Origin of the sequence: Mycobacterium asiaticum, from assembly GCF_001673365.1 — a bacterium.
Classification (GTDB): domain Bacteria; phylum Actinomycetota; class Actinomycetes; order Mycobacteriales; family Mycobacteriaceae; genus Mycobacterium; species Mycobacterium asiaticum_A.
Window position 1 is genome coordinate 47,528 of record NZ_LZLS01000043.1, and the last position, 25,264, is coordinate 72,791.

General features: G+C 65.8%; 16 protein-coding genes. 9 read left to right on the forward strand and 7 right to left on the reverse strand.

Annotated features, from left to right (window positions below; genetic code table 11):
• Window positions 1–7: 7 nt before the first annotated feature.
• Entirely contained in the window at window positions 8–850 is an 843-nt protein-coding gene (locus A5634_RS04810; RefSeq protein WP_065142941.1) for an aldo/keto reductase, read from the reverse strand.
• Between A5634_RS04810 and A5634_RS04815 the strand changes: the two genes are divergently transcribed.
• The 6 genes from A5634_RS04815 to coaD all read left to right on the forward strand — a co-directional run bounded on the left by A5634_RS04815 (window position 849) and on the right by coaD (window position 7,954).
• Complete coding sequence (locus A5634_RS04815) at window positions 849–1,973, forward strand: alpha/beta hydrolase (protein ID WP_065142942.1); 1,125 nt, start codon at window positions 849–851, stop codon at window positions 1,971–1,973. The genes A5634_RS04810 and A5634_RS04815 overlap by 2 nt on opposite strands.
• A gap of 78 nt (window positions 1,974–2,051) precedes the next feature.
• Window positions 2,052–2,804 carry a DsbA family protein gene (locus A5634_RS04820; RefSeq protein ID WP_065142943.1) on the forward strand — a complete coding sequence of 251 codons (753 nt, stop codon included), beginning with the start codon at window positions 2,052–2,054 and terminating at the stop codon, window positions 2,802–2,804.
• Between the two features lie 84 nt (window positions 2,805–2,888).
• The gene (locus A5634_RS04825; protein ID WP_155769361.1) at window positions 2,889–3,461 is read left to right on the forward strand and encodes a vitamin K epoxide reductase family protein; all 573 of its coding nucleotides are present in this window, start codon (window positions 2,889–2,891) and stop codon (window positions 3,459–3,461) included.
• Window positions 3,462–3,491: 30 nt separating this feature from the next.
• A complete protein-coding gene (locus A5634_RS04830) occupies window positions 3,492–6,875 on the forward strand; it encodes a pyruvate carboxylase (protein WP_065142945.1) in 3,384 nt (1,127 codons plus the stop codon).
• Window positions 6,872–7,426 carry a 16S rRNA (guanine(966)-N(2))-methyltransferase RsmD gene (gene rsmD / locus A5634_RS04835; RefSeq protein ID WP_065142946.1) on the forward strand — a complete coding sequence of 185 codons (555 nt, stop codon included), beginning with the start codon at window positions 6,872–6,874 and terminating at the stop codon, window positions 7,424–7,426. The genes A5634_RS04830 and rsmD overlap by 4 nt, the downstream gene beginning before the upstream one ends.
• Window positions 7,427–7,450: 24 nt before the next feature.
• Window positions 7,451–7,954 carry a pantetheine-phosphate adenylyltransferase gene (coaD, locus tag A5634_RS04840; protein WP_065142947.1) on the forward strand — a complete coding sequence of 168 codons (504 nt, stop codon included), beginning with the start codon at window positions 7,451–7,453 and terminating at the stop codon, window positions 7,952–7,954.
• Here the strand turns inward: coaD and A5634_RS04845 are convergent.
• Window positions 7,923–8,882: a metallophosphoesterase gene (locus tag A5634_RS04845; protein WP_065142948.1), complete on the reverse strand. Its 960-nt coding sequence runs from the start codon at window positions 8,880–8,882 to the stop codon at window positions 7,923–7,925. The genes coaD and A5634_RS04845 overlap by 32 nt on opposite strands.
• Before the next feature lie 204 nt (window positions 8,883–9,086).
• On the opposite strand from A5634_RS04845, the gene A5634_RS04850 reads away from it, so the two are divergent.
• Window positions 9,087–10,145, forward strand: a complete 1,059-nt coding sequence (locus A5634_RS04850; protein WP_065142949.1) for an NAD-dependent epimerase/dehydratase family protein — start codon at window positions 9,087–9,089, stop codon at window positions 10,143–10,145.
• A gap of 6 nt (window positions 10,146–10,151) precedes the next feature.
• Here the strand turns inward: A5634_RS04850 and purU are convergent, their stop codons facing one another.
• The 3 genes from purU to A5634_RS04865 form a co-directional block, all read right to left on the reverse strand.
• A complete protein-coding gene (purU, locus tag A5634_RS04855) occupies window positions 10,152–11,063 on the reverse strand; it encodes a formyltetrahydrofolate deformylase (RefSeq protein ID WP_253861487.1) in 912 nt (303 codons plus the stop codon).
• A gap of 67 nt (window positions 11,064–11,130) precedes the next feature.
• Window positions 11,131–12,492 (reverse strand): HNH endonuclease signature motif containing protein, encoded by a 1,362-nt coding sequence (locus A5634_RS04860; protein ID WP_065142950.1) that lies wholly within the window; start codon window positions 12,490–12,492, stop codon window positions 11,131–11,133.
• A gap of 148 nt (window positions 12,493–12,640) precedes the next feature.
• Window positions 12,641–13,831 carry a permease gene (locus tag A5634_RS04865; RefSeq protein ID WP_081290199.1) on the reverse strand — a complete coding sequence of 397 codons (1,191 nt, stop codon included), beginning with the start codon at window positions 13,829–13,831 and terminating at the stop codon, window positions 12,641–12,643.
• 154 nt (window positions 13,832–13,985) lie between these two features.
• Between A5634_RS04865 and A5634_RS04870 the strand changes: the two genes are divergently transcribed.
• On the forward strand, window positions 13,986–14,663 hold the full coding sequence (locus tag A5634_RS04870; protein ID WP_437339941.1) for an LppX_LprAFG lipoprotein: 678 nt from the start codon (window positions 13,986–13,988) through the stop codon (window positions 14,661–14,663).
• Here A5634_RS04870 and A5634_RS04875 read toward each other — a convergent pair.
• A complete protein-coding gene (locus A5634_RS04875; protein ID WP_065142951.1) occupies window positions 14,623–17,178 on the reverse strand; it encodes an MMPL family transporter in 2,556 nt (851 codons plus the stop codon). The two genes, A5634_RS04870 and A5634_RS04875, sit on opposite strands and share 41 nt — an antisense overlap.
• A gap of 7 nt (window positions 17,179–17,185) precedes the next feature.
• Window positions 17,186–18,931, reverse strand: coding sequence for an AMP-binding protein (locus A5634_RS04880; protein ID WP_065142952.1), 1,746 nt, complete (start codon window positions 18,929–18,931; stop codon window positions 17,186–17,188).
• A gap of 317 nt (window positions 18,932–19,248) precedes the next feature.
• On the opposite strand from A5634_RS04880, the gene pks2 reads away from it, so the two are divergent.
• Window positions 19,249–25,264, forward strand: a 6,016-nt coding sequence (gene pks2 / locus A5634_RS04885) for a sulfolipid-1 biosynthesis phthioceranic/hydroxyphthioceranic acid synthase (RefSeq protein WP_081290200.1), incomplete at its 3' end; no start/stop codon positions are given.

Genomic DNA, 25,264 nt, shown 5'->3' on the forward strand with positions numbered 1-25,264 from the left:
ATTTCACCTACCTGGTTGAAGTGAATGTTCTTGGATCAGGACCAAGCCGTGTTCCGTCGTTCAGCGAGGAAATCGACGCCATTTGAGTGGCGCTGAGTTCGAAGTCGAACACGTCGAAGTTACTCGCAATCCGCGCGGGGTTTACCGACTTGGGAATCACGATATTACCGAGTTGGATATGCCACCTAATCAACACCTGGGCGGGTGTCCGGTCACAATCTGCGGCGACGGCCGTCACCGTCGGGTGATTGAGCAGCGATCCGCGCCCCAACGGCGACCATGCCTCGGTGGCTATGCCCAGCCGGGCGTGCACCTCTCGCAACCTGGCCTGCGACAACAGCGGATGCAATTCGATCTGGTTGACCGCGGGAACGATTCCCGTCGCATCGATGAGCACGGATAGGTGCTCTGGTTCGAAGTTGCTGACGCCGATGGAGCGGATCCGGCCCTGGTCCCGCAGGCTGGCGAAAGCTTTGTAGGTGTCGACGTACTTGTTCAGCTGTGGCTGCGGCCAATGGATGAGGTACAAGTCCAGATAGTCCAGACCGAGCCGGCGCATGCTCGCGTCGAATGCGGTCATGGTGCGGTCATAACCCTGGTCGGGATTCGCCAATTTGGTCACAACGTAGAGTTGGTCGCGCGGCACGCCCGAATCGGCGATCGCGCGTCCGGTCTCCGGTTCGTTACGGTAGGCCGCCGCGGTGTCGATATGCCGATAACCGGCGCGCAGCGCGGCGGCTACCGCAGGCACGGTGTCCTTCGGTTCGATCTTGAAGACACCGAGCCCGACGACGGGGATCAAGTTGCCGTCGTTTAGCGTAACGAAAGTTTTTTCTAGGGAGCGGCCCATGACCAGAAGTCTGCCAGGTGCGCCAGACCTCCATCTGGGAGCGACGCGTCCACCGATCGGGTTGTTGTCCCGAGCGCAGAACACCGTGACCAGCGTTGGCGTCAAAGTCATTCCGTGGATTCCCGGCGCGGCCAAGCGGCTGCTCACCCGCGGGCGTTCGGTGGTTATCGACGGCAACACGCTCGACCCGACGTTGCAGCTGATGCTGACCGGCATGCGTGCCGTCGGCATCGACGGCCTGGTGATCAACGATGGCGACGGTCCCGGCCCGTCCCGCGCGCTGATGCACCAGAACATGGTGGAGCTGCCCGGTCCGCAGATTCACGTCGAGGTGAACGAGCTCACGCTGCCCGGCCCAGCCGGTGATATCGCGGCGCGGCACTACCGCCCGCCGGGCGAGGACCCCACACCGCTGTTGGTGTTCTACCACGGCGGCGGTTGGGCGATCGGCGACCTGGACACCCACGACGCGCTGTGCCGGCTGACCTGCCGCGACGCCGGTATCCACGTGCTGTCCATCGACTACCGGCTGGCCCCGGAACACCCGGCGCCGGCAGCCCTCGACGACGCGTACGCCGCGTTCGAATGGGCCTGCGAGCACGCCGCGGAACTGGGCGCGACGCCCGGACGGGTCGCGGTCGGCGGGGACAGCGCGGGCGGCAACCTCGCGGCCGTCGTTAGCCAACTGGCCCGGGACAGCGGAGGCCCGATCCCGGTGCTGCAGTGGCTGATCTATCCGCGCACCGACTTCACCGCGCAGAACCGATCGCTGAGCCTGTTCGCTCGGGGCTTCCTGCTGACCAAGCGCGACATGGACTGGTTCGAGACGCAGTACCTGCGCGGTTCCGGGATCGACCCGGCGGATCCCCGCGTGTCGCCGGCGCTGGCCGAGTCGCTGGAAGGGTTGCCGCCGGCGCTGATAGCGGTCGCCGGGTTCGATCCGCTGCGCGACGAGGGTGAGGATTATGCGACGGCGCTGCGCGCGGCGGGGATCGACGTAGACCTGCGCTACCTGGGTTCGCTGACGCACGGCTTCGCGAATTTGTTCCAGCTCGGCGGCGACAGCGCCGCGGCAACGACCGAGCTGATTTCGGCGCTGCGTGCCCACCTGAGCCGGTGCTGACCTGCTGCGGTGAGGTCGTCGGTACTCTAGAGGCGCCCGACTGCGGGTCAAGCCAACACACGTGAGGATCAGCGAACAGTGGCCGACAAAAAGCGCCCCGCGCGACTCGACCTGAAGTCCGGCGACGGCAAGTTCGGCCGGCTCATCCAGATCGGTGGCACGGCGATAGTGGTGATCTTCGCCGTCGTTCTCGTCTTCTACATCGTCAACAACGGCCACAAGAAGAGTGCCGGCGGGCACGAAGGCGCCGTCCGGGTGAGCGCGGCCAACCTGGTTACCAACGACGGCAAGCCCAAAGCCGTGCTGTCCTTCTACGAGGACTTCCTGTGCCCGGCGTGCGGCAACTTTGAGCGCGGTTTTGGCCCGACGGTGTCCAAGCTCATCGACATCGGCGCCGTCGCCGCCGACTACCATATGGTGACGATCCTGGACAGCCCGGCGACCCAGAACTATTCGTCGCGGGCCGCCGCGGCCGCGTACTGCGTAGCCGACGAGTCCATCGAGGCGTTTCGCCGTTTCCACACCGCGCTTTACAGCCCCGGTATTCAGCCCGAAGAAACGGGCAAGAGCTTTCCCGACAACTCCCGGTTGATCGAATTAGCGCGTCAGGCGGGTGCGGTGGGCACGGTGCCGGACTGCATCAACAGCGGCAAGTACATCTCGAAGGTCACCGGTTTGGCGGCGGCCAACGACATTCGTGCGACCCCGACCGTCCGGATCAACGGAGAGGAATACCATCCGTCGACACCGGATGCGTTGGTCGCCAAGGTCAGAGAGCTCGTCGGCAACGTTCCCGGTATGGACGAGGCCGCGGCCGAGGCGAAAACCTGACCGGTGTCAGCAGAACTTGCCCCCGAATCCCCTGACCTAGAACGGAATTCCGAAGCGGACCCGCAATCAGACTCGGGGCCGGGTCTGTGGGTGCCTGCGCTGAGCGCGTGGTGGGTGCTGATCGGCGGTGTGATCGGTTTGGTCGCTTCGATCACGCTGACGGTGGAAAAGATCGAGCTGCTGCTCAATGCGTCGTATGTGCCGTCCTGCAACATCAACCCGATCGTGTCGTGCGGCTCGGTGATGATCACACCGCAGGCATCGCTGCTCGGCTTCCCCAATTCGCTGCTCGGCATCGCCGGCTTCACCGTGGTGGTGGTTACCGGAGTCTTGGCGGTCGCGAAAGTGGCTCTGCCCCGGTGGTATTGGCTCGGCATGTTGCTGGGACTCCTGCTCGGTACGGTGTTCGTGCACTGGCTGATCTACCAGAGCCTCTACCGGATCGGGGCGCTGTGCCCGTACTGCATGGTGGTCTGGCTGGCGACCATCACGCTGCTGGTGGTGGTGGCGTCCGTCCTGGTGCGACCGGTGGTCGGAGATCGCACTGGCCTGCGGTTGTTGCTCCAGTGGCGGTGGTCGATCGTCACGTTCTGGATTACGGGAGTCTTCCTGTTGATCATGGTTCGCTTCTGGAACTATTGGTCGACACTCGTCTGAATTAGCGGGTCTGAATTAGAGGGGTCGAGCGTGATCGCCAAAGTGCTGGTGGCCAATCGCGGCGAGATCGCGATCCGGGCGTTCCGCGCCGCCTACGAATTAGGCGTCGGCACCGTCGCGGTCTACTCCTACGAGGACCGAAATTCGTTGCACCGAACCAAAGCCGACGAGTCCTACCAGATCGGCGAAGTCGGGCACCCGGTGCGCGCCTATCTGTCCGTCGAGGAGATCGTCGAAACCGCCCGCAACTGCGGCGCGGACGCCGTCTATCCCGGCTACGGGTTCCTCTCGGAGAACCCGGATCTGGCCGCGGCATGTTTGGCGGCCGGCATCACCTTCGTCGGTCCCGGCGCGGAAGTCCTTGAGCTGACCGGCAATAAGTCCCGCGCTATTTCCGCCGCGCGGGAAGCGGGACTGCCGGTGCTCGAATCCTCGGCGCCGTCGGCGTCGGTGGATGACCTGGTGTCCGCCGCGGAGGGGATGCGGTTTCCGTTGTTCGTCAAGGCGGTCGCCGGTGGCGGCGGCCGCGGGATGCGCCGGGTCACCGAGAGTTCGGCGTTACCCGAGGCGATCGAAGCGGCCAGCCGGGAAGCCGAATCGGCGTTCGGCGACCCGACGGTGTATCTGGAACAGGCCGTGTTGCGGCCGCGGCACATCGAGGTGCAGATCCTCGCTGACACGCACGGCAACGTCATCCACCTCTACGAGCGCGACTGCAGCGTGCAGCGTCGTCACCAGAAGGTCATCGAACTCGCGCCGGCACCGAACCTGTCCATCCAGGTGCGGGAAAAGATCTGTGCGGACGCGGTCGCATTCGCCCGCCACATCGGCTACAGCTGCGCCGGCACGGTGGAGTTTTTGCTCGACGAGAACGGCGATTACGTCTTCATCGAGATGAATCCTCGAATTCAGGTGGAGCACACCGTCACTGAGGAGATCACCGATGTCGACCTGGTGTCCAGCCAGTTGCGCATCGCGGCCGGGGAGACGCTTGACGACCTGGGTCTGACGCAGGATGCGGTGCGCCCGCACGGCGCCGCGCTGCAGTGCCGCATCACCACCGAGGACCCGGCCAACGGTTTTCGTCCCGATACCGGCCGGATCAGCGCGTTGCGTACCCCCGGTGGTGCCGGCATCCGGTTGGACGGCAGCACCAACCTGGGCGCGGAGATCAGTGCGCACTTCGACTCGATGCTGGTCAAGCTGACCTGCCGGGGCCGGGACTTCCAGACGGCGGTGAACCGGGCGCGCCGGTCGATGGCAGAGTTCCGGATTCGCGGGGTTTCGACGAATATCTCGTTCCTGCAAGCAGTTCTGGACGATCCGGACTTCCAAGCGGGCCGTATCACCACGTCGTTCATCGACGACCGCCCGCAGCTTTTGACCGCGCGCACCTCAGCCGACCGCGGCACCAAAATCCTGACCTACCTGGCCGATGTGACGGTCAACCAGCCGCACGGCACCCGCCCGTCGAAGGTGTACCCGCAGGACAAGTTGCCCGAAATCGACCGCGACGCCGCGCCGCCGCCCGGTTCGCGGCAACGACTCCTGGAGTTGGGGCCGGATCGCTTCGCGCGTTGGCTGCGCGAGTCACCGGCGATCGGGGTAACCGACACGACGTTCCGCGATGCGCACCAGTCGCTGTTGGCCACCCGGGTGCGGACCAGCGGATTACTTATGGTGGCACCGTATCTCGCGCACACCCTGCCGCAGCTTCTGTCGGTGGAGTGCTGGGGCGGCGCCACTTACGATGTGGCACTGCGCTTTTTGAAGGAGGACCCGTGGGAGCGGCTGGCGGCTCTGCGGGAAACGATCCCCAACATCTGTCTGCAGATGCTGTTGCGGGGCCGAAACACCGTGGGCTACACGCCATATCCGGAGATCGTCACGTCGGCTTTCATCGAGGAGGCGACGGCTACCGGCATTGACATCTTCCGGATCTTCGACGCGCTCAACAACCTCGACTCGATGCGTCCGGCTATCGATGCGGTGCGCGAAACCGGTTCCGCCATAGCCGAAGTCGCGATGTGTTACACCGGTGACCTGTCCGACCCGGGCGAGCGGCTCTACACCCTGGACTACTACCTGCGGTTGGCCGAGGCGATCGTCGAGTCCGGCGCCCACGTGCTGGCCATCAAGGACATGGCTGGCCTGCTGCGGGCGCCCGCGGCCCGCACGTTGGTCAGCGCGCTGCGGAAGCGCTTCGACCTTCCGGTGCATGTGCACACCCACGACACCCCGGGCGGTCAACTGGGCAGCTATGTCGCGGCGTGGCAGGCCGGCGCCGACGCGGTCGACGGGGCTGCGGCGCCGATGGCGGGCACCACCAGCCAACCTGCCCTGAGCTCGATCGTGGCCGCGGCCGCGCACACCGAGCACGACTCCGGTTTGTCGCTCGAGGCGGTGTGCGCGCTGGAGCCGTACTGGGAAGCGCTGCGAAAGGTGTACGCGCCGTTCGAATCTGGGCTGCCCGGTCCGACCGGCCGGGTCTATCATCACGAGATTCCGGGCGGTCAGTTGTCAAACCTGCGCCAGCAGGCCATCGCGCTTGGGCTGGGGGACCGCTTCGAGGAGGTCGAAGAGGCCTACGCGGGTGCCGACCGGATATTGGGGCGCCTGATCAAGGTGACCCCGTCGTCCAAAGTGGTCGGCGATTTGGCGCTCGCGTTGGTCGGCTCCGGTCTGAGCGCCGACGAATTCGCTGCTGACCCTTCGCGATTCGACATCCCCGAGTCGGTGCTGGGGTTCCTGCGCGGCGAACTCGGTGAACCGGCCGGCGGATGGCCCGAGCCGTTGCGATCGGCGGCCCTGGCCGGCCGCGAGCCGGCCAAGCCGGCCCCGAAACTGACGGCCGACGACGAGAAGGCGTTATCTGCGGCTGGGCCTAAACGTCAGGCCGCCCTGAACAGGCTGCTATTCCCCGGCCCGACAAGAGAATTCGAGGAGCACCGTGAGCTTTACGGCGACACGTCGCAGCTGTCGGCCAACCAGTTCTTCTACGGTCTGCGCCAGGGCGAAGAGCATCGGGTGAAGCTAGAGCGTGGCGTGGAGCTGCTGATGGGGCTGGAGGCCATCTCCGAACCCGACGAGCGCGGCATGCGAACGGTGATGTGCATCATCAACGGCCAGTTGCGGCCGGTGCTGGTGCGCGACCGCAGCATCGCCAGTGCGGTCCCGGCCGCCGAGAAGGCCGACCGCGGCAACCCCGGACACGTCGCGGCGCCGTTCGCCGGGGTCGTGACCGTCAGCGTGTCCGACGGCGATCAAGTCAGTGCCGGCCAGACCATCGCCACCATCGAGGCGATGAAGATGGAGGCGCCGATCACCGCCCCCAGTGACGGCACCGTGGAGCGGGTGGCGGTATCGGACACCGCGCAGGTTGAGGGCGGGGACCTGCTGGTGGTGCTGAACTGACCCGCATCATCGGCGGCGTCGCGGGGGGTCGGCGCCTGAGCGTCCCGCCGCGCGGTACCCGGCCGACCACCGACCGGGTTCGGGAGTCGCTGTTCAACATCTTGACGGCGCGGTTGGAGTTGGCGGGTATGGCCGTGCTGGATCTGTATGCCGGTTCGGGTGCGCTCGGGCTCGAAGCGCTTTCCCGGGGGGCCGGCTCGGCACTGTTCGTCGAGTCCGATCAACGCACCGCCGCCGTGCTCAACCGCAACATCGCCGCCATCGGCCTGCCCGGCGCGACAATTCGTCGCGGCGCGGTGGCCTCGGTGCTGGCCGGCGGGGCATCCTCACCGGCGGACCTGGTCCTGGCGGACCCGCCTTATGAGGTGGACACCGCCGAAGTCAACGCGGTGCTGGCCGCTCTGGACGAGCACGGCTGGGCCCGGCCGGGCACCGTTGCGGTGGTCGAGCGCGCCGCGTCCAGCCCGCCGTTGACCTGGCCGCGTGGCTGGTCGGAGTGGCCGCAGCGGGTTTACGGCGACACCCGCTTGGAGCTGGCCGAACTGGACTGAACCTCGGTGCTACCGTCAGGCCCTATGAGCGGCGCCGTATGCCCTGGATCATTCGACCCGGTCACGTTGGGCCACATCGACGTTTTCGAACGCGCCGCGGCCCAGTTTGACGAGGTGGTGGTTGCGATTCTGATAAACCCCGCCAAGAAGGGCATGTTCGAGCTCGAAGACCGGATTGCGATGATCGAGGAGTCCACGACCCACCTGCCCAACCTGCGCGTCGAATCGGGGCAGGGTCTGGTGGTCGATTTCGTCCGGTCTCAGGGGATGAACGCGATCGTCAAGGGTCTGCGCACCGGCACCGACTTCGAGTACGAGCTGCAGATGGCGCAGATGAACAAGCATGTGGCCGGCGTCGATACCTTTTTCGTGGCGACCGCGCCGCGGTATTCGTTCGTGTCGTCGTCGTTGGCCAAAGAGGTGGCGATGCTGGGTGGGGACGTGACCGAGTTGCTGCCCGAACCGGTGAACCGCCGACTGCGGGAACGGATAACCGCTAGGACAGCTGAACGTAGTTCTTCGGATTGATCGTGGGTTCGCCCGACCAGCGGTAGGCCGTCAACTTCCCGTTCTTTGCCACGCTGAAGTCCACGCATGCGCAGTAGTCGGTCCAATCGCGGGTGGGTAGCGGTGCGTCTTTGCGCCAGTAATGCCCGAAGAACACCGGCACCGTGTCGGTGTAGACGTAGGTGCGTTCCCGCGCACCCACCTCATGGTCCGGCAGGCTGGGGTAGGGATCGCCGTCTTCGGTTGTCAAATTCGTTGCCATTTCCGCTATTTCGCGCAGCGTGGTCGCATCGGCATGCCACCAGCGGATCCTGGCGTGTTCGCGGACGTGACCATCCTTGTCCTGGAAAGCGGGTTGGCCATGATCTGTCAGGCTGATCTCCGGGCCCTTGAGTACAATCTCGACGGCCTCGTAGAGTGGGTCACCCTTGGTCGAGGCGCGCACGAACTGATCGGGGTGATTGAACCGACCCGAACCGAGTTGTCGTTCAATAGATTTCATCGACTCTTCGTGCCAGCAAGCATGCACCACGCGAATGTCACCGAGGTCCAGCCAGAGCGGCAGCGCCTTGAACCACTGCAGGTAGTGCGCCCGTTGTCCGTCGGTGAGCTGATCCAGAAATTCTCGGTGCTGACGGTCATTTTTGGCACCGTGTTCGCGCAGGTATCGTCCGCTGCCGGCCGGATGCTCGGTGGCGTAGCAGATCGCGTTGAATTCGTGGTTGCCCATGACGATTTGGGCGCTACGGGCGTCCACCATGGCCTTGACGATCTCGAGGACACGAAGCTGTTGGGGGCCGCGGTCGAGAAGATCTCCGACGAAGATCGCCTGTCGTTGCGCGTGCCGGTACCCGCCGTCGGTAAGCCGGTAACCGAGTTCGGCCAGTAGCGATTCCAGCTCGGAGGCGCAACCGTGGATGTCGCCGATGATGTCGTAACCCCGCACCACTAGATCTTCGCAAAAAACGGGCCTAGCCCGAGGGGGAGGCTAGGCCCGTTTCTTGACCACTGAATGTGTGAGGGTCTTTTCGCCTGGGTGCCTCTCTTTCGCTTCGTCGGGTGGTGCGCGGCGGCGGTTCTGCCGTTGAACCAAGACTGACGCTGCTCACTTGGTGAAACCTTTTCGGATTCTTGGCGCGTAGTATCTCCGCCTATGAGGTCGGCGAAGGTGCTGATCACCGGCGCTTTCGGGTTAGTGGGCTGCGAGACCGTCCGGCGGTTCGCGGCCGACGGCTGGCAGGTGGTCGCCACCTCGCACCGCAAGGCCGAGGGCTTGCCGCCCGGCGTGCAAATCCGGCGGGTCGATCTCAGCGAACCCGATCAAGTCGACGCCATGGTGGGCGAGGTTGCCCCCGACGTGATCGTTCACCTGGCCGCGGTCATCCCGCCGTTGGTCTACCTGGATCGTGCGTTGGCCCGCAGGGTCAATGTCGATGCCACCGCCGCGGTGGTGCGGGCCGCCGAACGCCAGCCCAATCCGCCGCGTCTGCTGCACGCCTCCAGCGTCGCCATCTACGGCTCGCGCAACCCGCATCACTGCACTGACCTGCTGGGTGTGGATACCCCGATTCGGCCCAGCGAACTGTATGGGGGCCACAAGGCTGAAGCCGAACACATTGTCCGTTCGTCCACTCTGGACTGGGTGATTCTACGACTCGGCGGCGTGCTCAGCGTCGACCCGTCGGCGATGCCCTTCTCCAAAGACATTGTGTACTTTGGCAGCGCGATCCCGTCTGACTGTCGGGTGCACTGCGTTGATACCCGAGATGTCGCAACGGCTTTCGCGGCTGCCACGCACGCGGATGTCGTTGGACAAATCTTACTGATCGCCGGTGACGACTCGCTGCGCTTGCTACACGGTGAGATCGGGACAGCCATGGCCGCAGCGCAGGGCATGGTCGGCATTTTGCCGCAATCCCGGCCCGGAGACCCGAACAACGACGACGACTGGTATCTCAACGACTGGATGGATGTCGCCCGCGCGCAAGAACTGTTGGGATTTCAGCGCCATTCGTGGCCGGACATGCTGGCCGAGATGCGTGCGACGACCGGTTGGAAGCGGTACCCGAGGCGGCTCGTTGCGCCGTTGGTGCGTCAGATTCTCAAAGGACAAGGGGCGTACCGTAAGTCGCCCGGGTCGTACGCCGACGTACGGACAGCCTTGAGGGCCGGATTCGGCGATACCGCGATGGACACCGCCTCAGCCGAATAGCGTGCCTCAGAAGACGATGGTCTGGTTGTCGTGCACGATGACGCGGTCCTGGCAGTGCCAGAGCACCGCTCGGGACAGTACCGCCCGTTCCACGTCGGCGCCGACACGTACCAAATCGTCGACGGTGTCGGTGTGGCTGACCCGCACCACGTCCTGTTCGATGATCGGGCCTTCGTCAAGGACTTCGGTGACGTAGTGGGCGGTGGCACCGACGAGCTTGACGCCTCGTTCCCGGGCGCGCTTGTAGGGGGCGGCGCCGATGAAGGCGGGCAGGAATGAGTGGTGGATGTTGATCAGCGGACACCCCACCGCGGCGAGGAAGTCCGCGGTGAGGATCTGCATGTAGCGGGCCAGCACCACCAAATCGACGTTGCCGCTGAGCAATTGGAGTTGGCGCTGTTCGGATTCGGCTCGGGTGTCGCGGGTGGCGGGAATGTGGATGAACGGTACCCCGAAGGGTCGCACCCGCTCAGCCAGGTCCGGATGGTTGGCAATCACCATGGCGATGGACATCTGCAGTTCGCCACGCCGGTTGCGCCACAACAGGTCTAGCAGGCAATGGTCGTCTTTGGACGCCATGATCGCGACCCGCTTGAGTTTGGCGGCTTCGGTGAACCGGTAGGCGATGCCGAACTCCTCGGCGACGGTGCCCGCGAATTCTCGCTCCAGCCCGTCGATCGCGGCGGTGAGGCCGGGCAAGTGAAAGATCGCGCGCTGCAAGAAGGTTCCGTCCTCGGGCGCGGTGGAATGCTGGTCCAGGGAGATGATGTTGGCACCGGCCTGGCTCAGGAAATTGCTTACCGCAGCGATGATTCCCGGACGGTCGTGGCAGCGAAGCAGCAACCGTCCGATGTCGGCGGGCGGCGGGGGCCCGGCAGGCCGCTGCGGAAAGCGGCCAGGCTCGTTCGGCTTTGACAACCCACGACCCCTTTCGCCGGGAAATTCCCGCAGGCCAGAATAACGCCGCCCGGAAGGCGGAGGAAAGCTACGGGACGTCTGCGTCGTCATCGGGTGCGAGCAGTTTTTCGGGGTGGTGGAACGTGTTGGTTCTGGGTTGGCCGTGGTCGTGGGGGTCGGGGGGTAGCCATTCGGTGTGGCCGTTGGTGTTGGTGCGGGTTTTCCATCCTTTTTCGGCGAGGCGGTTGTGGGGTCCGCAGGCCAGGGTGAGGTCGGTGATGTCGGTGCGGTGGGTGTTGGTCCAGCCGCTGACGTGGTGGACCTGACAGTTGTAGGCCGGTGCGGTGCAGCCGGGTTTGGTGCAGCCGCGGTCTTTGGCGTAGAGCATTATTCGTTGGGCGGGGGAGGCCAAGCGCTTCTTGTGGTAGAGGGCGAGGGGTTTGGCGCCGTCGAAGATTGCCAGGTAGTGGTGTTTGGCGGCATCGGCCCAGCGGATCACTTGTGACATCGGCACCAGGGTGCCGTCGGCGGTTACGGCCTTTCCGGTTGCGGTTTGGAGATCGTTGAGGGTGGCGGTGACGATGATGCTGACCGGCAGGCCGTTGTGGTGGCCCAGCGTGCCGGAGGCCAGCAGCGTGCGCAGTGCGGTGGTGAAAGCGTCGTGATGGCGTTGCGGTTGGCTGCGGGTGTCGTTGCCTATGGGTTGTGCATCGGGTTCGCCGTCGCTGGCGGGGGTGTGGTCGGCGGGCTGACCGGCCGCGGGTGCGGCCAGCTTTGCCCATGTCGCCTCGATCATGGCCCGCAACTCCGGGGTGATCAGGCCGCTGATGCGCGACATACCGTCGTAGTCCTGCTGGCCCAAGGTGATGCCGCGTTTGCGGCCGCGTTCCGCGTCGCTGTAGTCCCCGTCGGGGTGTAGCAGCGCCATCACTTCCCGGGCGTATTTGGCGACCTGGTCGGGGCGAAACTCAGTTGCCTTGCCGGCCAGGTCGGCTTCGGCGGCTTCTCGGGTGCCTGGATCTACGTCGGCGGGCAGATGGGTGAGGAAGTCGCGAATGACCTTGATGTGGCCGTCGCCGATCAGTCCTTTGCGTTGGGCGGCTGCGGTTGCGGTCAACCTCGGGGGCAGTGGTTCTCCGGTCATGGCTCGGCGTTGGCCGAGGTCTTCGGCTTCGGCGATGCGCCTGCTGGCGTCGGCTTTGGTTATCCGCAGCCGGTCGGCCAATGCCGCACGCAGCTTGGCGCCCAGTTCCTCTTCGGATGCGTGCGCGCTGAGTTGGTTGATCAGCGCGTGTTGGGGAGTCTGCAACCGGCGCACGACACGCTCCAAGCGGTCCAACGTGGCCATCCACTCGCGGGTGGTCAGCGCGTCAAAAGACATCTCGCACAATAGATCAGCGGCATTATCGAGCGCGTCGAAGACCTCGACGATCTCCTCACGCACGCTCATGACAGAAATTCTACGAACCACCACTGACAAGAAAGTCTGACGTCGAGCGTGCACAGAATGCCACGGATTACGGTGTGTCGCTGAGCATTTCTGCACGCTCGCGACCTAGCGCGACCTAGCGCGACCTGGCGCGTCTAGAGCAGTGCCATCAGTGGCAAGCCGCGCCGTGCCCCTCATGCCCCCCGTGCTCGGCGTCCGGCGAGCCGCCCATCATCCGCAGCATCGGCATGCCGCCCGAGGTGAAGAACCGCGCGACCAACACCGCCGCGATCACCAAGAAGGCGATGTTCAACCATGTTGTGTAGTTCCACGAAATGCCCGCAGACATCATCATGGCGTTGCGCTCGTTTGGAATGAGACCCGCTGTGCCGAAGATCAATTCGACGAGGTATCCGGCCGCCACCATCGCGGCGTAGAAGGTCGCCAACAACGTCAGCATCATCCGGGTGCCGTAGTACTTGCGGTAGATGTTCAGTATCGGCAGGATCAGCAGGTCCGCGAAGATGAACGCGATGACCCCGCCGAAGCTGATGCCTCCGTTCCACAGCACCGCGGCCAGCGGCACGTTGCCGATCGAGCAGACGAACGACACGATCGCTACGAACGGCCCCACGATCGGCCCCCACACCACCGACCAGGTCGGGTGGCTCGTCAAAAAGAAGTCCTGCCAAAACGTTTCGGGCACCCAGGCGGCAATGGCCCCGGCGATGAACAGTCCCAGAACCAGGTCGCGCAGGATCGCCAACCACTCCATCACGAACACATGCGAGACCGAGGTCAGGCCCGGCCCGGACAACAGCCGCCGCCAGAACGATCCGTCGCCCTGAATCGACATATCCATGGCCGCATGGCCTTCCATGGAACCGGCGAGTCCCTTCTCGGCCTGCTCGCGAGCGGCGTCGATGAGGCGCTGGCGCACGAACAACCGGAACAGCACCGCCAGCACGATGATCATCAACGGTCCGCCGACGAACTCGGCGGCGGTGAACTGCCAGCCCATCAGCAGCGCCAGGATGATGCCCAACTCCACGACGAGATTGGTCGAACCGATCTCGAACGCCATCGCCGCGGTGAAATTGGCGCCCTTGCGGAACAGCGATCGCGCCAGCGCCACCGCGGCGTACGAGCAAGACGAGGAAGCCGCGCCGAGTCCGGCCGCAACGGCCAGAGTGCGGGGCCGGTCGTCGCCCATTAACGCCACGATGGTGGAGCGTCGCACCACGGCCTGCACCACCGCCGACAGGGCGAATCCCAGGATCAGCGCCCAGAGGATCTCCCACGTCATCGAGCCGGTCAGCTCCAATGCATGACCGATGGCCGCTAGCGCCCTATCTGTCACAGCTTTCTCCGATCTTCTGTGCCCGCTGCGAGGAACCTATACCCCTTGGGGGTATCGGTCAAGACTGTTGGAACTTCAACCCGTGGCCGGCTACTAAGCTGGGCAATTCGTGCGCCGGGCCAAGCCGCCACCCCGATAAAGCTGAGACGAGGAAATGATGGGATCACGTGTCACGGCCGCCATAGTGCTGGCACTGAGCGCCATGCTCTGGCTAGCCGGATGCGCCTCTGCGCCAAAGGATTCCGAGAGCCCAGCGCCTCCGACGACGGATTCGCCGCTGATGGCCGACGTACGGCAGTCGGTGGACGCGACCAAGGCGTTGACCAGCGCCCATCTGTCCGTCCGGACCAACGGGCAAGTCGACAGCATGCTGGGTATCACCAATGCCGACGTCGATGTCCGGGCCAACCCGCTCACTGCCAAGGGCTCGTGCACCTACAACGGCCAGGCCGACGTCCCGTTCCGGATCAAAGACGACAACATCTCGGTGAAACTGTTCGACGACTGGACCAACCTGGGTTCGGTCGCGGACCTGTCGGCAACGCGCCTGCTCGATCCCACCAACGGCGTGGCGAAAATGCTCTCCGGCGTGACGAACCTGCAGGCGCAGGGCACCGAGGTGATCGACGGAATCAACACCAACAAGATCACCGGGACGCTGCCGACCGACGCCGTCAAGAGCATCGATCCGGGCGCTCGGCAGCCGAGACCGGCGACCGTGTGGATAGCACAGGATGGTTCGCACCGACTGGTCCGGGCCAGTGTCGATCTGGGCTCGGGGTCGGTTCAGGTCACACTGTCGAAGTGGAATGAACCCGTGAACCTGGATTAGCACCGATCTGCGCCACCGCTGTCACCGCGACCAACCCAATCACCACGACGACGCCGACCTGGCCGATACTGCCTCCCGCGCCCACCAACGCCAAGCCGACGCCCAGCACGCCGCCGGCTGCCACCAGCGGCGCAAGGGATTGCCGAGCCGGCGCCAAAGCCGCAACCAGGTAAGGGACACCGCACGCCGCGAGAATGCCGAATGAGGCCGGCACCACCGCCGCGTCCAGGGAGCGGTAGAACACGTACTGGCACAACGCAGCGGCGACACCCAAGCCGGCCAGAAACGCGCCGGCCGTGCCGAGTCCTACCAGCACACCGCCCGCAGCGCCCCGCCACGCGCTGACCAGTACGAGGACCGCAATCATCGTGACGGCCAGCAACGTGACGTCGTGGTCAAGGTCGGCGCGGACCGTCGCAGCCGCCTGCGCGCCGCCGGTCAAGGCGGTCTCGGTGTCGACGAGGCTGCCGTACTTCGTCGCATTGGTCACCGCGGTTTCGATCTGCTGGGCGCGCGACGCCGCATCCAGATCCAGCCTGGTCGTGTCGGAATACACCAGCAGCCGGGTCGCGGTTCCGTCCGAGGAGAACATGGTCTGCCGGACATGCTGGTAGGACGGGTCGGCCAGCGCCTTGCGCGGGAGGTAAAAGCCGCCTTCACCGGTATTGGCGAAGTCGACGCTGAGGTTCTTCAGGAACGCCGACAGCTGGACTACCTGCGGGATGGTGCTTTCGATCGTGGTCTGCAAGGTGGGTACGAACGAGCGCAACTGGCCGAGCGCCGAGCGCATCTGCGCCACCGCGCGCGGCGTGGCGGACAGGGCGCCGGTCGCCCTGGTCGATCCGGCGGCGATCCGATCCGCGCCCTCGGAAAGCACGGTGACGTCGGCGATCACCCGGTCGAACGGATCGATCGCCTTGCGCACGGCAGAACAGAGGACGTCGGCCGCGCAGTCCGGGACCCCGCTCATCCAACCGCGCACCGGATCCAGATAGCCCGACGCTTCGGCGGCGGTGTCCTTGATGTTCCTGGTGCCCGAGACCACGCTGTTGATGGCCTGCTGCAGCTGGGTCAGTCCGCCGACTCCGGCGCGCACGCTCGCCTCGAGCTCGTCGACCGACCCGGACACCTGATCGAGCACCGATCCCAGGGTCTTGATGGCGGTCACCTGCGGCAGGAAGGTTGCGGCCTGACGATCCAGTTGGTCGCTGAGTCTGCCCGCCGCGGAACTCAGCGAGGCATCTGCCCACGGAACACCGCCCGGCCAGGCCGCCGACTGCACCTTGCGGACGCCCGGAATATCCATCAGCCGGCGGCTCAGGGCGTCGATGGCGATCAGGCCGGCCGGGTCCCGAAGGTCATGGGTGGCCTTGACCATGAGCACGTCGGGTAGTCGATTGTGCGGCGAGAAATGCGCGCTGCTCGTCCGGACCGGGGATTCCCCGACGCCCCAATGCGTTCCGAGTAGCGGCAATGCACAGATCCCCAACACCAGCGCGACGACGAGCGCGGGCCGGGCCACCCGACTCAGCACCGGAATCGGTCTAGCCGCGGGCCGTTCAGCCCATTCGCCGAGCACGGCGGGAAGCAGCGTGAGCGAAGCGCCAAGTGCCACAACGACACCCAGCGTCGCCAGCCCGAGGCCGTGGGCCCCAGGCGTTCGGGCCAACAGCAGCGGGCCGGTGAGTAGGGTGACCGCCGCTCCGGGGGCCGCCAGGGCGGGCAGCATCTCGCGGTAACTATGCCGACTTGGCGGCCGATCCTGGCCGGTGACCAGCAGGGTCGACGCGGCGATCACCCCGATCATCAGTGCCGCGGCCAGCGTCGCGACCAACCAACCGCACCAGGGCAAGGGCCAGGCCACCGCGAACGACAGACCGATCGTCAGCAACACACCAGCCACGGACCTAACGGAACGTCCCGCCCGAAACACCAGCAGCAGCGCGATCGCCGCTACCGCGGCCACGATCGCGCCCGCCTGCCACGCGGACAATCCGAACGAAGTGCCCACACCCGCCGCCGGGACGGTGATGCGCGCACGCAATCCCGGGCTCGGGGGCAGGTTGCGTACCACGGACCGGACGGCATCCAGCGATTCGCGGGCTTTGCCGCTTCCCGCCTCGCCTCGCAACCAGACGAGTGCCATTCCAGAGCGCCCGTCGGCGCTGGTCCCCATGGGGACCATCAGCGGGTCCGACCACCAGTCAAGGACGGATCCGACGTGCGCGGTGTCGGCGCGCAAGGCCTTGACGGCCGCGTCGTAGTACTGCTGATCGGCGGGACCGAGTGGGTCACGGGCAGCGGGTGCGCCGTCGAGCACCAGGTACGCGATGGCATCGGTGCCGGTCCCCGGGAACGCTTGCGCGATTTGGTGCTCGGCGGCGGTCTGCGCATGGGGGGACGGTGCCCCTACGACGGCCGCCACGATATTGGCGGCAACCGCGAGCGCAATCCAGGCTGCGACAACCAGAATGCTGGCGAGCCGGGATGGCCGAGAATTGCCGTCGGTTGACACGATGTGACTAAGCGTCCAAGCGGGCGAATTGGTCTTGGCGATATTGCTCGACGCACGCCCGGCGTCTGACCTTGCCGCTGGTGGTGATCGGAATCGAACCGGGCGGTACCACAACAAGATCCGCGACCGACAGGCCATGCGAGCTCGACAATGCCGAGGTGACTTCGCGCTTGAGTTCGCCCAGCCGGTCCGCGTAAGAGTCCCTGTCCCTCTCCGGCGGCTTCCGGAATTCGATGATAGCGACCAGCTTTTCGGTGCTGCGATCACTGGGAACCGCGATCGCGGCGCACCGTCCTCGGGTGATTTCCTGAATCGTCGCTTCGATGTCATCGGGAGAGTGGTTGCGCCCGTAGACAATCAGCAGATCTTTGATGCGCCCGATGATGAACAATTCGCCGTCGATGACGAAGCCCGAGTCTCCGGTTCGCAGCCAGGGCGCTTCGGGTGTGTCCCCGGACGCGCCGACGATGGTCGCACCGAAGGTCCGCTCACTGTCCTCGGCCCGCTGCCAATAGCCGGCGGCCACGTTGTCGCCGTGCACCCAAATCTCGCCCACCGTGGCGTCCGGGCAGGGCGTGCAGGTATCGGGATCGACGATGCGCACCAGCGGTGCTCGCGGGACCAGGTAACTGACCAGCGGTGTGCCGCTGCCGGTCGCGCACCGCTTCGCCTGGCCGTCAGCCAGCTTGTCGGATTCGAATTCGACGAGTTTCGGTGGTTGATCCGGTCTGCTGGTCGCCACGTACACGGTCGCCTCGGCCAGGCCATAGGAAGGGCGAATCGCGTTGGCTGCAAGGTTGACCCGGGCAAATCGATCGGTGAAGCGCTTGATACTCGCGGGCTGCACCCGTTCGCTGCCGCTGAGGATGGTGTGCACATTGGCGAGATCGCGGCCGGCCATGTCGTCGTCCGAAATCTTTTTGGCCGCAAGCTCAAAGGCGAAATTAGGTGCCGCCGAGAACGGCGAGGTGTTGTCGGCCAGCATGTGCATCCAGCGAGCCGGACGTTGCAGGAAGGAGACCGGACTGGTCAGCACCGCGGGAGCGCCCAGCAGAATCGGCGCACACACGCCCAGCACCAACCCCATGTCGTGGTAGAACGGCAGCCAGGACACCAGCGTCAGATCCGGTGGGGCTATTCCATCGGCGTCGGCGAAGTAGCCGGCCATCAATTGTTCGACATTGGTCCGCAGATTCTGGTGCGACATGATCACGCCGGCCGGGGTGCGGGTCGACCCCGAGGTGTACTGCAGGTAGGCGATGGGGGGATAACTGTCGTTCGCACCGCCGGATCCCACGCGGGCGTCCAGATCCAGCGAGTCCACCGCGATGATCTTCGGGACTGTTGCGCCGCAATGAGCCGTAACATGTTGTGTCACATCGTCTATGACTGCAGACGTGGTGAGAACGGCGACCGGTGCCGCGTCGCGCAGGACCGAGGTCACCCGTTCGTCGCTGGCGCCCCCTTGGGGTACCGAAAGCGGCACCGCGATAATTCCGGCCTGCAATGCGCCGAGAAAAGCGACGATGTAATCGAGGCCCTGGGGCGCCAATATCACCGCACGGTCACCGGGCGAACCGTGCTCAGCCAGTCCCCGCGCCATGTTCATCATGCGCCGGTACAACTGCGCCCAACTGAGGGTGTGCGCAACGCCGTCCCAGTTCTGCTCGTAATCGATGTACGTGAACGCCGCGTCATTGGGTTGCAGACGGGCGCTCGCGCGCAGCGCGGCGGGCAGGGAACGCACACTCATGGGCATGACGTTACCGGCGTCGGTGCGCGAGCAGGCACGGAATCGCCTGGACGAGCGCGCTGACGTGCGATTTTGCTGCTGCCGAGCGGGTAGATAGCTGAGAATTCGCTTTGTTTGGGCTCGGTGGTCAATAGGGGCGTCTAAGCTCGATTGCCGAGACGGTGTCGGTCCGGGTCAGCGCGAATTTTCCGGTCGCAGCAGCGCTGCGCCCTTGAAGTTGCCCACGCAGTTGCCCATGGAAACAACATCGAAAAGCATCGAAAAAACATCATGTGGTCGGGTAGCGCCGATTGAGTTGAGACGAGGGTATTAAGGCGATGGAAACAGGTGTCACTCCCATTGCGGTGATCGGAATGGGATGTCGGCTTCCCGGCGGAATCAACTCACCTGACCAGCTGTGGGAGTCGGTATTCAGGGGTGACGACCTGGTCACCGAGGTCCCCGCGGATCGGTGGGACGCCGACGCCTACTACGACCCCGAACCGGGTGTGCCGGGCCGGACCGTGTCGCGCTGGGGTGGCTTCGTCGACGAGCCCGCGGGCTTCGATGCCGAGTTCTTCGGCATCACCGAGCGGGAGGCGATCTCGATCGACCCCCAGCATCGATTGCTGCTGGAAACCTCGTGGGAAGCCATCGAGCACGCCGGTCTGGATCCGGCGGACCTGGCCGGAACCTCGACGGGTGTGTTCGCCGGGCTGACGCACGAAGACTATCTATTGCTCACCAAAGGGGCCGGCGGTCTGGCCGGCGCATACGCCGTCACCGGCCTGAACAACAGCGTCGCCAGCGGCCGGATCGCTTTCCTGCTGGGCCTGCGGGGGCCGGCGCTGACCATGGACACCGCCTGTTCGTCGGGTCTGACGGCGGTTCATCTCGCGTGCCGCAGCCTGCATCAGGGTGAAAGCGATATGGCGCTGGCCGGGGGCTGTTCGGTGTTGCTAGAACCCGACGGCAGCGTGGCCTGCTCGGCGCAGGGGATGCTGTCGCCGACCGGTCGCTGTCATTCCTTCGACGTCGCCGCCGACGGGTTCGTGCGCTCGGAAGGGTGCGCGATCGTGCTGTTGAAGCGGCTGGACGACGCGGTGCGCGACGGCAACCGGATCCTCGCTGTCATCCGCGGCACCGCGTCCAATCAGGACGGTCGCTCCGAGACGATCACGATGCCGTCCGAGGAAGCTCAGGTCGCCGTCTACCGCGCCGCGTTGGCGGCGGCTGGCGTGGAACCCGAGACGGTCGGTGCGGTCGAGGCGCACGGTACCGGCACACCGGTCGGCGACCCGATCGAATACCGAAGCCTCACAAGGGTTTACGGTTCCGACGGCAACCAGTGCGCAGTGGGCTCGGTCAAGAGCAACATGGGCCACGCCGAATCCGCGGCAGGGGCGATCGGTCTGGTCAAGGCGATCCTGTCGCTGCGGCACGGCGTGGTGCCCAAGCTGGTGGGTTTCACCCGGTTGCCCGACGAACTTGCCGCGGTTGATACGGGAATCATTGTGCCGCAGGAGAATACGCCCTGGCCGGGCAACGGTGACGGGCAGCCGAGGCGAATGGCGGTGTCCTCGTTCGGGATGTCGGGCACCAACGTGCACGCCATTTTGGAGGAAGCCCCCGAGCCCGCGCCTGCCACCACTTGCGAGTCTGACGGGCCTCTTTGGTTCGCGCTGTCGTCTTCGTCGGCCGAGGGGTTGCGGGAAACGTCGCGACGTCTTGCCCAGTGGGTCGAAACCCACTCGGACTCGGTGGATCCCACCGACCTCGGCTACACGCTGGCGCGCCGGCGCGCCCACCGGCCGGTGCGCACCGCGGTGGTGGCCGCCACCGTTTCGGAGCTTGCCGAGGGTCTGCGTGCCGTGGCCGACGGCGATACTCCGTACGAGGCAGCGGTGGCCCACGGTGACCGGGGGCCGGTGTGGGTGTTTTCCGGGCAAGGCTCGCAGTGGGCCGCGATGGGAGCCGACCTGCTGGCGAGCGAACCGGTGTTCGCTGCCAAGATTGCCGAACTCGAGCCGGTGATCGCCGCGGAATCGGGATTCTCGGTAACCGAGGCGATGACCGCGCCGCAGACGGTGACCGGAATCGACAAGGTGCAGCCCACCATTTTCGCCATCCAGGTCGCGCTGGCCGCCGCGATGGCGCAGACCTACGGGGTGCGACCGGGCGCGGTCGTCGGACATTCGATGGGTGAAACGGCGGCCGCCGTTGTCGCCGAGGCGCTTTCGCTGCAGGACGGGGCGCGCGTCATCTGCCGGCGCTCGAAGTTGATGGCCCGCATCGCTGGCTCGGGTGCCATGGCATCGGTGGAATTGCCTGCCAAGCAAGTGAATTCGGAGCTGATGGCCCGCGGCATCGATGATGTGGCCGTTGCGGTGATGGCGTCGCCGCAGTCCACGGTGATCGGCGGTGCCACCGAGCAGGTGCGCGAACTCGTCGCGCGCTGGGAACAACGGGACGTGATGGCACGCGAAGTGGCCGTCGACGTGGCGTCCCACTCGCCGCAGGTCGATCCGATCCTCGACGAATTGGCTGCAGCGCTAGCCGATCTCGAGCCGATGACGCCCACGGTCCCGTACTACTCGGCGACGTCGTTCGACCCGCACGAGTCCCCGGTGTGCGATGCCGACTACTGGGTCGACAACTTGCGCAACACCGTGCAGTTCGCCGCGGCTGTGCAGGCCGCATTGGACGACGGATTCCGGGTTTTCGCCGAGTTGTCGCCGCACCCGCTGCTCACCCACGCCGTCGACCAGAACGCCCGCAGCCTGGACATGACCGTGGCCACCCTGGCCGCGGTCCGGCGTGAGCAACCGCTGCCGCACGGACTGCGCGGCTTTTTGACCGATCTGCACGGCGCCGGCGCCGCGATCGACTTTTCGGTGCAGTACCCCGCTGGTCAATTGGTGGATGCGCCGTTGCCGGCATGGAGTCACCAGCACCTGTTCATCGACTCCGCGGGACAGGACAGCCAGGCCCAGGGCGCCTGCACAGTCACCGTGCACCCCCTGCTGGGTTCGCACGTGCGGCTAGCCGAGGAACCCGAACGCCACGTCTGGCAGACCGACGTCGGCACCGCGACGTTGGCATGGCTGCAGGACCACCAGGTGCACAACGTCGCCGCGCTGCCGGGGGCCGCGTACTGCGAGATGGCGCTGGCCGCCGCGGCGGAGATCTTCGGCGACGCCGCCGAGGCCCGTGACGTGGTGTTCGAGCAGATGCTTTTGCTCGACGACGAAACTCCGATCGATGCGGTCGCCTCGCTGCAAGCGCCTGGCCTCGTGGACTTCGTCGTGGAATCGGCGGTGGACGGGGAGAACACGCGCCATGCCACCGCCTCGCTGCGTGCCGCGTCCGATGAACCCGCACCGCGCGCGTACGACATCGCTGCTCTGCTGGCCGCGCATCCGCGCAGTGTGAAGGGCTCCGAACTGCGTGAGTCGTTCGTCGAACGCGGTGTGGCGCACGGCGCCGCGTTCGCCGGACTGGCCGTCGCGCACACGACGGAGTCCGGCGGCAACACCGTGTTGGCCGAGGTCGCGCTGCCGGCGTCGATTCGTTTCCAGCACGCTGCCTACGACGTGCACCCGGCGTTGCTGGATGCTTGCTTCCAGTCGGTCGCCGCCGGTGTCTCGGGCGCGGACGGGGCAACTTCCGGGTTGCTGCTGCCGCTGGGGGTGAACCGGTTGCGCGCCTACGGACCGTTGCGCAACGCGCACTACTGCTACGGACGGGTCACCCGAGCGGACGCGAGTGGCGGCGAGGCCGATCTCGACGTGCTGGACGAGAACGGCAACGTGCTGCTGGCCGTGCGTGGGCTGCGGATGGGCACCGGGACCACCGAACGAGGGGAACGCGACCGGGTGCTCAACGAGCGGCTGCTGACCATCGACTGGCAGCAACGGACGTTGCCCGAGGTCGACACGGACGAGGCCGGTTCGTGGCTGCTGATCGACACCTCCGACGGCGCGGAGATGCTGGTCGCGTCGTTGACCGACGCGCTGAAATCACAAGGCGCCGAGTGCTTTAACCTGCAACTTGCGCACGGAGCGCAGGTGGAGCCGCTGCGCAGCCAGTTGCACACCCGCAGTTTCTCCGGCGTGGTAATCCTTTGTGGCCCAAGGGTAAGCGAGACAGACGAGGACGCCCTGACACAGGGGCGCGAGCAGGTTCGGCACCTGACTCGCCTTTCTCGGGAACTTGCACAACTGGAGGGGGAGCTGCCCCGGCTCTTCGTGGTGACCAGGGGAGCCCTGCCGGTGCGCTCCGACGACCAGTTGAATCTCGACCACATCGGATTGCGCGGACTGCTGCGGGTGATCGGCAGTGAGGTGCATTTGATGCGACCCACTCAGATCGATGTGGACGAGCACACTGCGGGCGAGCAGGTGGCCGCGCAACTGCTCAGTGGTTCGCCCGAGGATGAAACGGCCTGGCGCAACGGCGACTGGCACACCGCCCGCCTGTCCCCGTCGCCGCTGGTCCATGGTGACCGCAAGTCCACCGTCATCGACCACGAGACCGAGAGCATGCGGCTGCACGTTCGTGCACCGGGTGATCTGGGATCGCTGGAACTTGTTTCCTGCGAACGTGTTTCACCCGGACCCGGCCAGATCGAGGTCGCGGTCACGATGTCTACGATCAACTTCGCCGATGTGCTGATCGCGTTTGGGAAGTTCCCCGTGGTCGACGACCGCGAACCAGAACCCGGCATGGATTTCGTCGGCGTGGTGACTGCGGTCGGTGAGGGCGTGGTCGGTCATCAGGTCGGTGACCGAGTCGCCGGCTTCGCCGAAGGCGGTGCCTGGCGTACCTTCCTCACCTGCAACGCCGACCTGGCGATCACGCTTCCGGCCGCGCTGACCGACGAGCAGGCGGTGGCGTCCGCTACCGCGAACGCCACCGCGTGGTACGGGCTGCACGAACTGGCCGGCATCAAAGCCGGCGATAAAGTGTTGATCCATTCCGCGACCGGCGGAGTGGGACAGGCGGCCATTGCGATCGCACGCCACGCCGGAGCGGAGATCTTTGCCACGGCCGGCAACGACGCCAAGCGGCAGATGTTGCGCGACATGGGAATCGAGCACGTCTACGACTCGCGCAGCATCGAGTTCGCCGAGCAGATCCGGCGCGACACCGACGACTACGGCGTGGACATCGTGCTGAACTCGCTGACCGGGGCCGCCCAGCGGGCCGGCTTGGAACTGCTGGCGTTCGGTGGACGGTTCGTCGAGATCGGTAAGGCCGACGTGTACGGCAACACCCGGCTCGGGCTCTACCCGTTCCGCCGCGGGTTGACCTTCTACTACCTCGACCTTGCCTTGATGTCGGTGTTGCAGCCGCAACGGGTCCGCGAGTTGCTCAAGACGGTATTCCAGCTCACCGCGGACGGTGTGTTGGCCGCGCCGCAGACCACGCACTACCCGTTGGCCGACGCGTCGAACGCGGTGCGGGCCATGAGCAACGCCGAACACACCGGCAAGCTGTTGCTCGACATGCCGCGCACCGGTCGCAGCAGTGTGGTGGTGCCGCCGGAGCAGGTTCCGGTGTTCCGCAGCGACGGCGCCTACATCATCACCGGCGGCGTGGGTGGCCTGGGCCTGTACTTCGCCTCGAAGATGAGTGCCGCGGGATGCGGGCGGCTGGTGCTGACCGCACGGTCGGCGCCAAACCCCAAGGCGCGGCAGATGATCGAGCGCCTGCGCAAGTCCGGCACCGACATCGTGGTGGAGCTTGGCAGCATCGCCGAACCCGACACCGCGGTCAGGTTGGTGGCGGCCGCGACCGCCACCGGTCTCCCGCTGCGCGGCGTGGTGCATTCGGCGGCGGTGGTGGAGGACGCCACGCTGGTCAACATCACCGACGAGATCATCGACCGTGACTGGGCGCCAAAGGCTTTCGGATCTTACTATCTGCACCGCGCGAGTATCGGTCAGCCGCTGGACTGGTTCTGTGTGTTCTCCTCGGGAGCCTCGCTGCTGGGATCGCCCGGCCAGGGTGCCTACGCGGCCGCGAGCTCCTGGGTCGACGCGTTCGCGCATTGGCTTGCCGCCCAGGGACTTCCGGTCACCACGTTGGCGTGGGGCGCGTGGGCCGAGGTAGGGCGGGCCACGTTCCTGGCCGAAAAGGGCAGCCAGTTGATGATCACACCCGACGAAGGCGCGTACGCCTTCGAGACGATCCTGCGGTACGACCGCACCTACACCGGCTACATCCCGATCATCGGCGCGCCCTGGCTGGACGACATCGTGCGGCGCAGTCATCAGCTCACTGCGGAATTTGCTTGGGCCCCGGGTGCTTTGCCCGCTGGCCTGAAACAGCTCGCCGAACGGACTGCGCCGC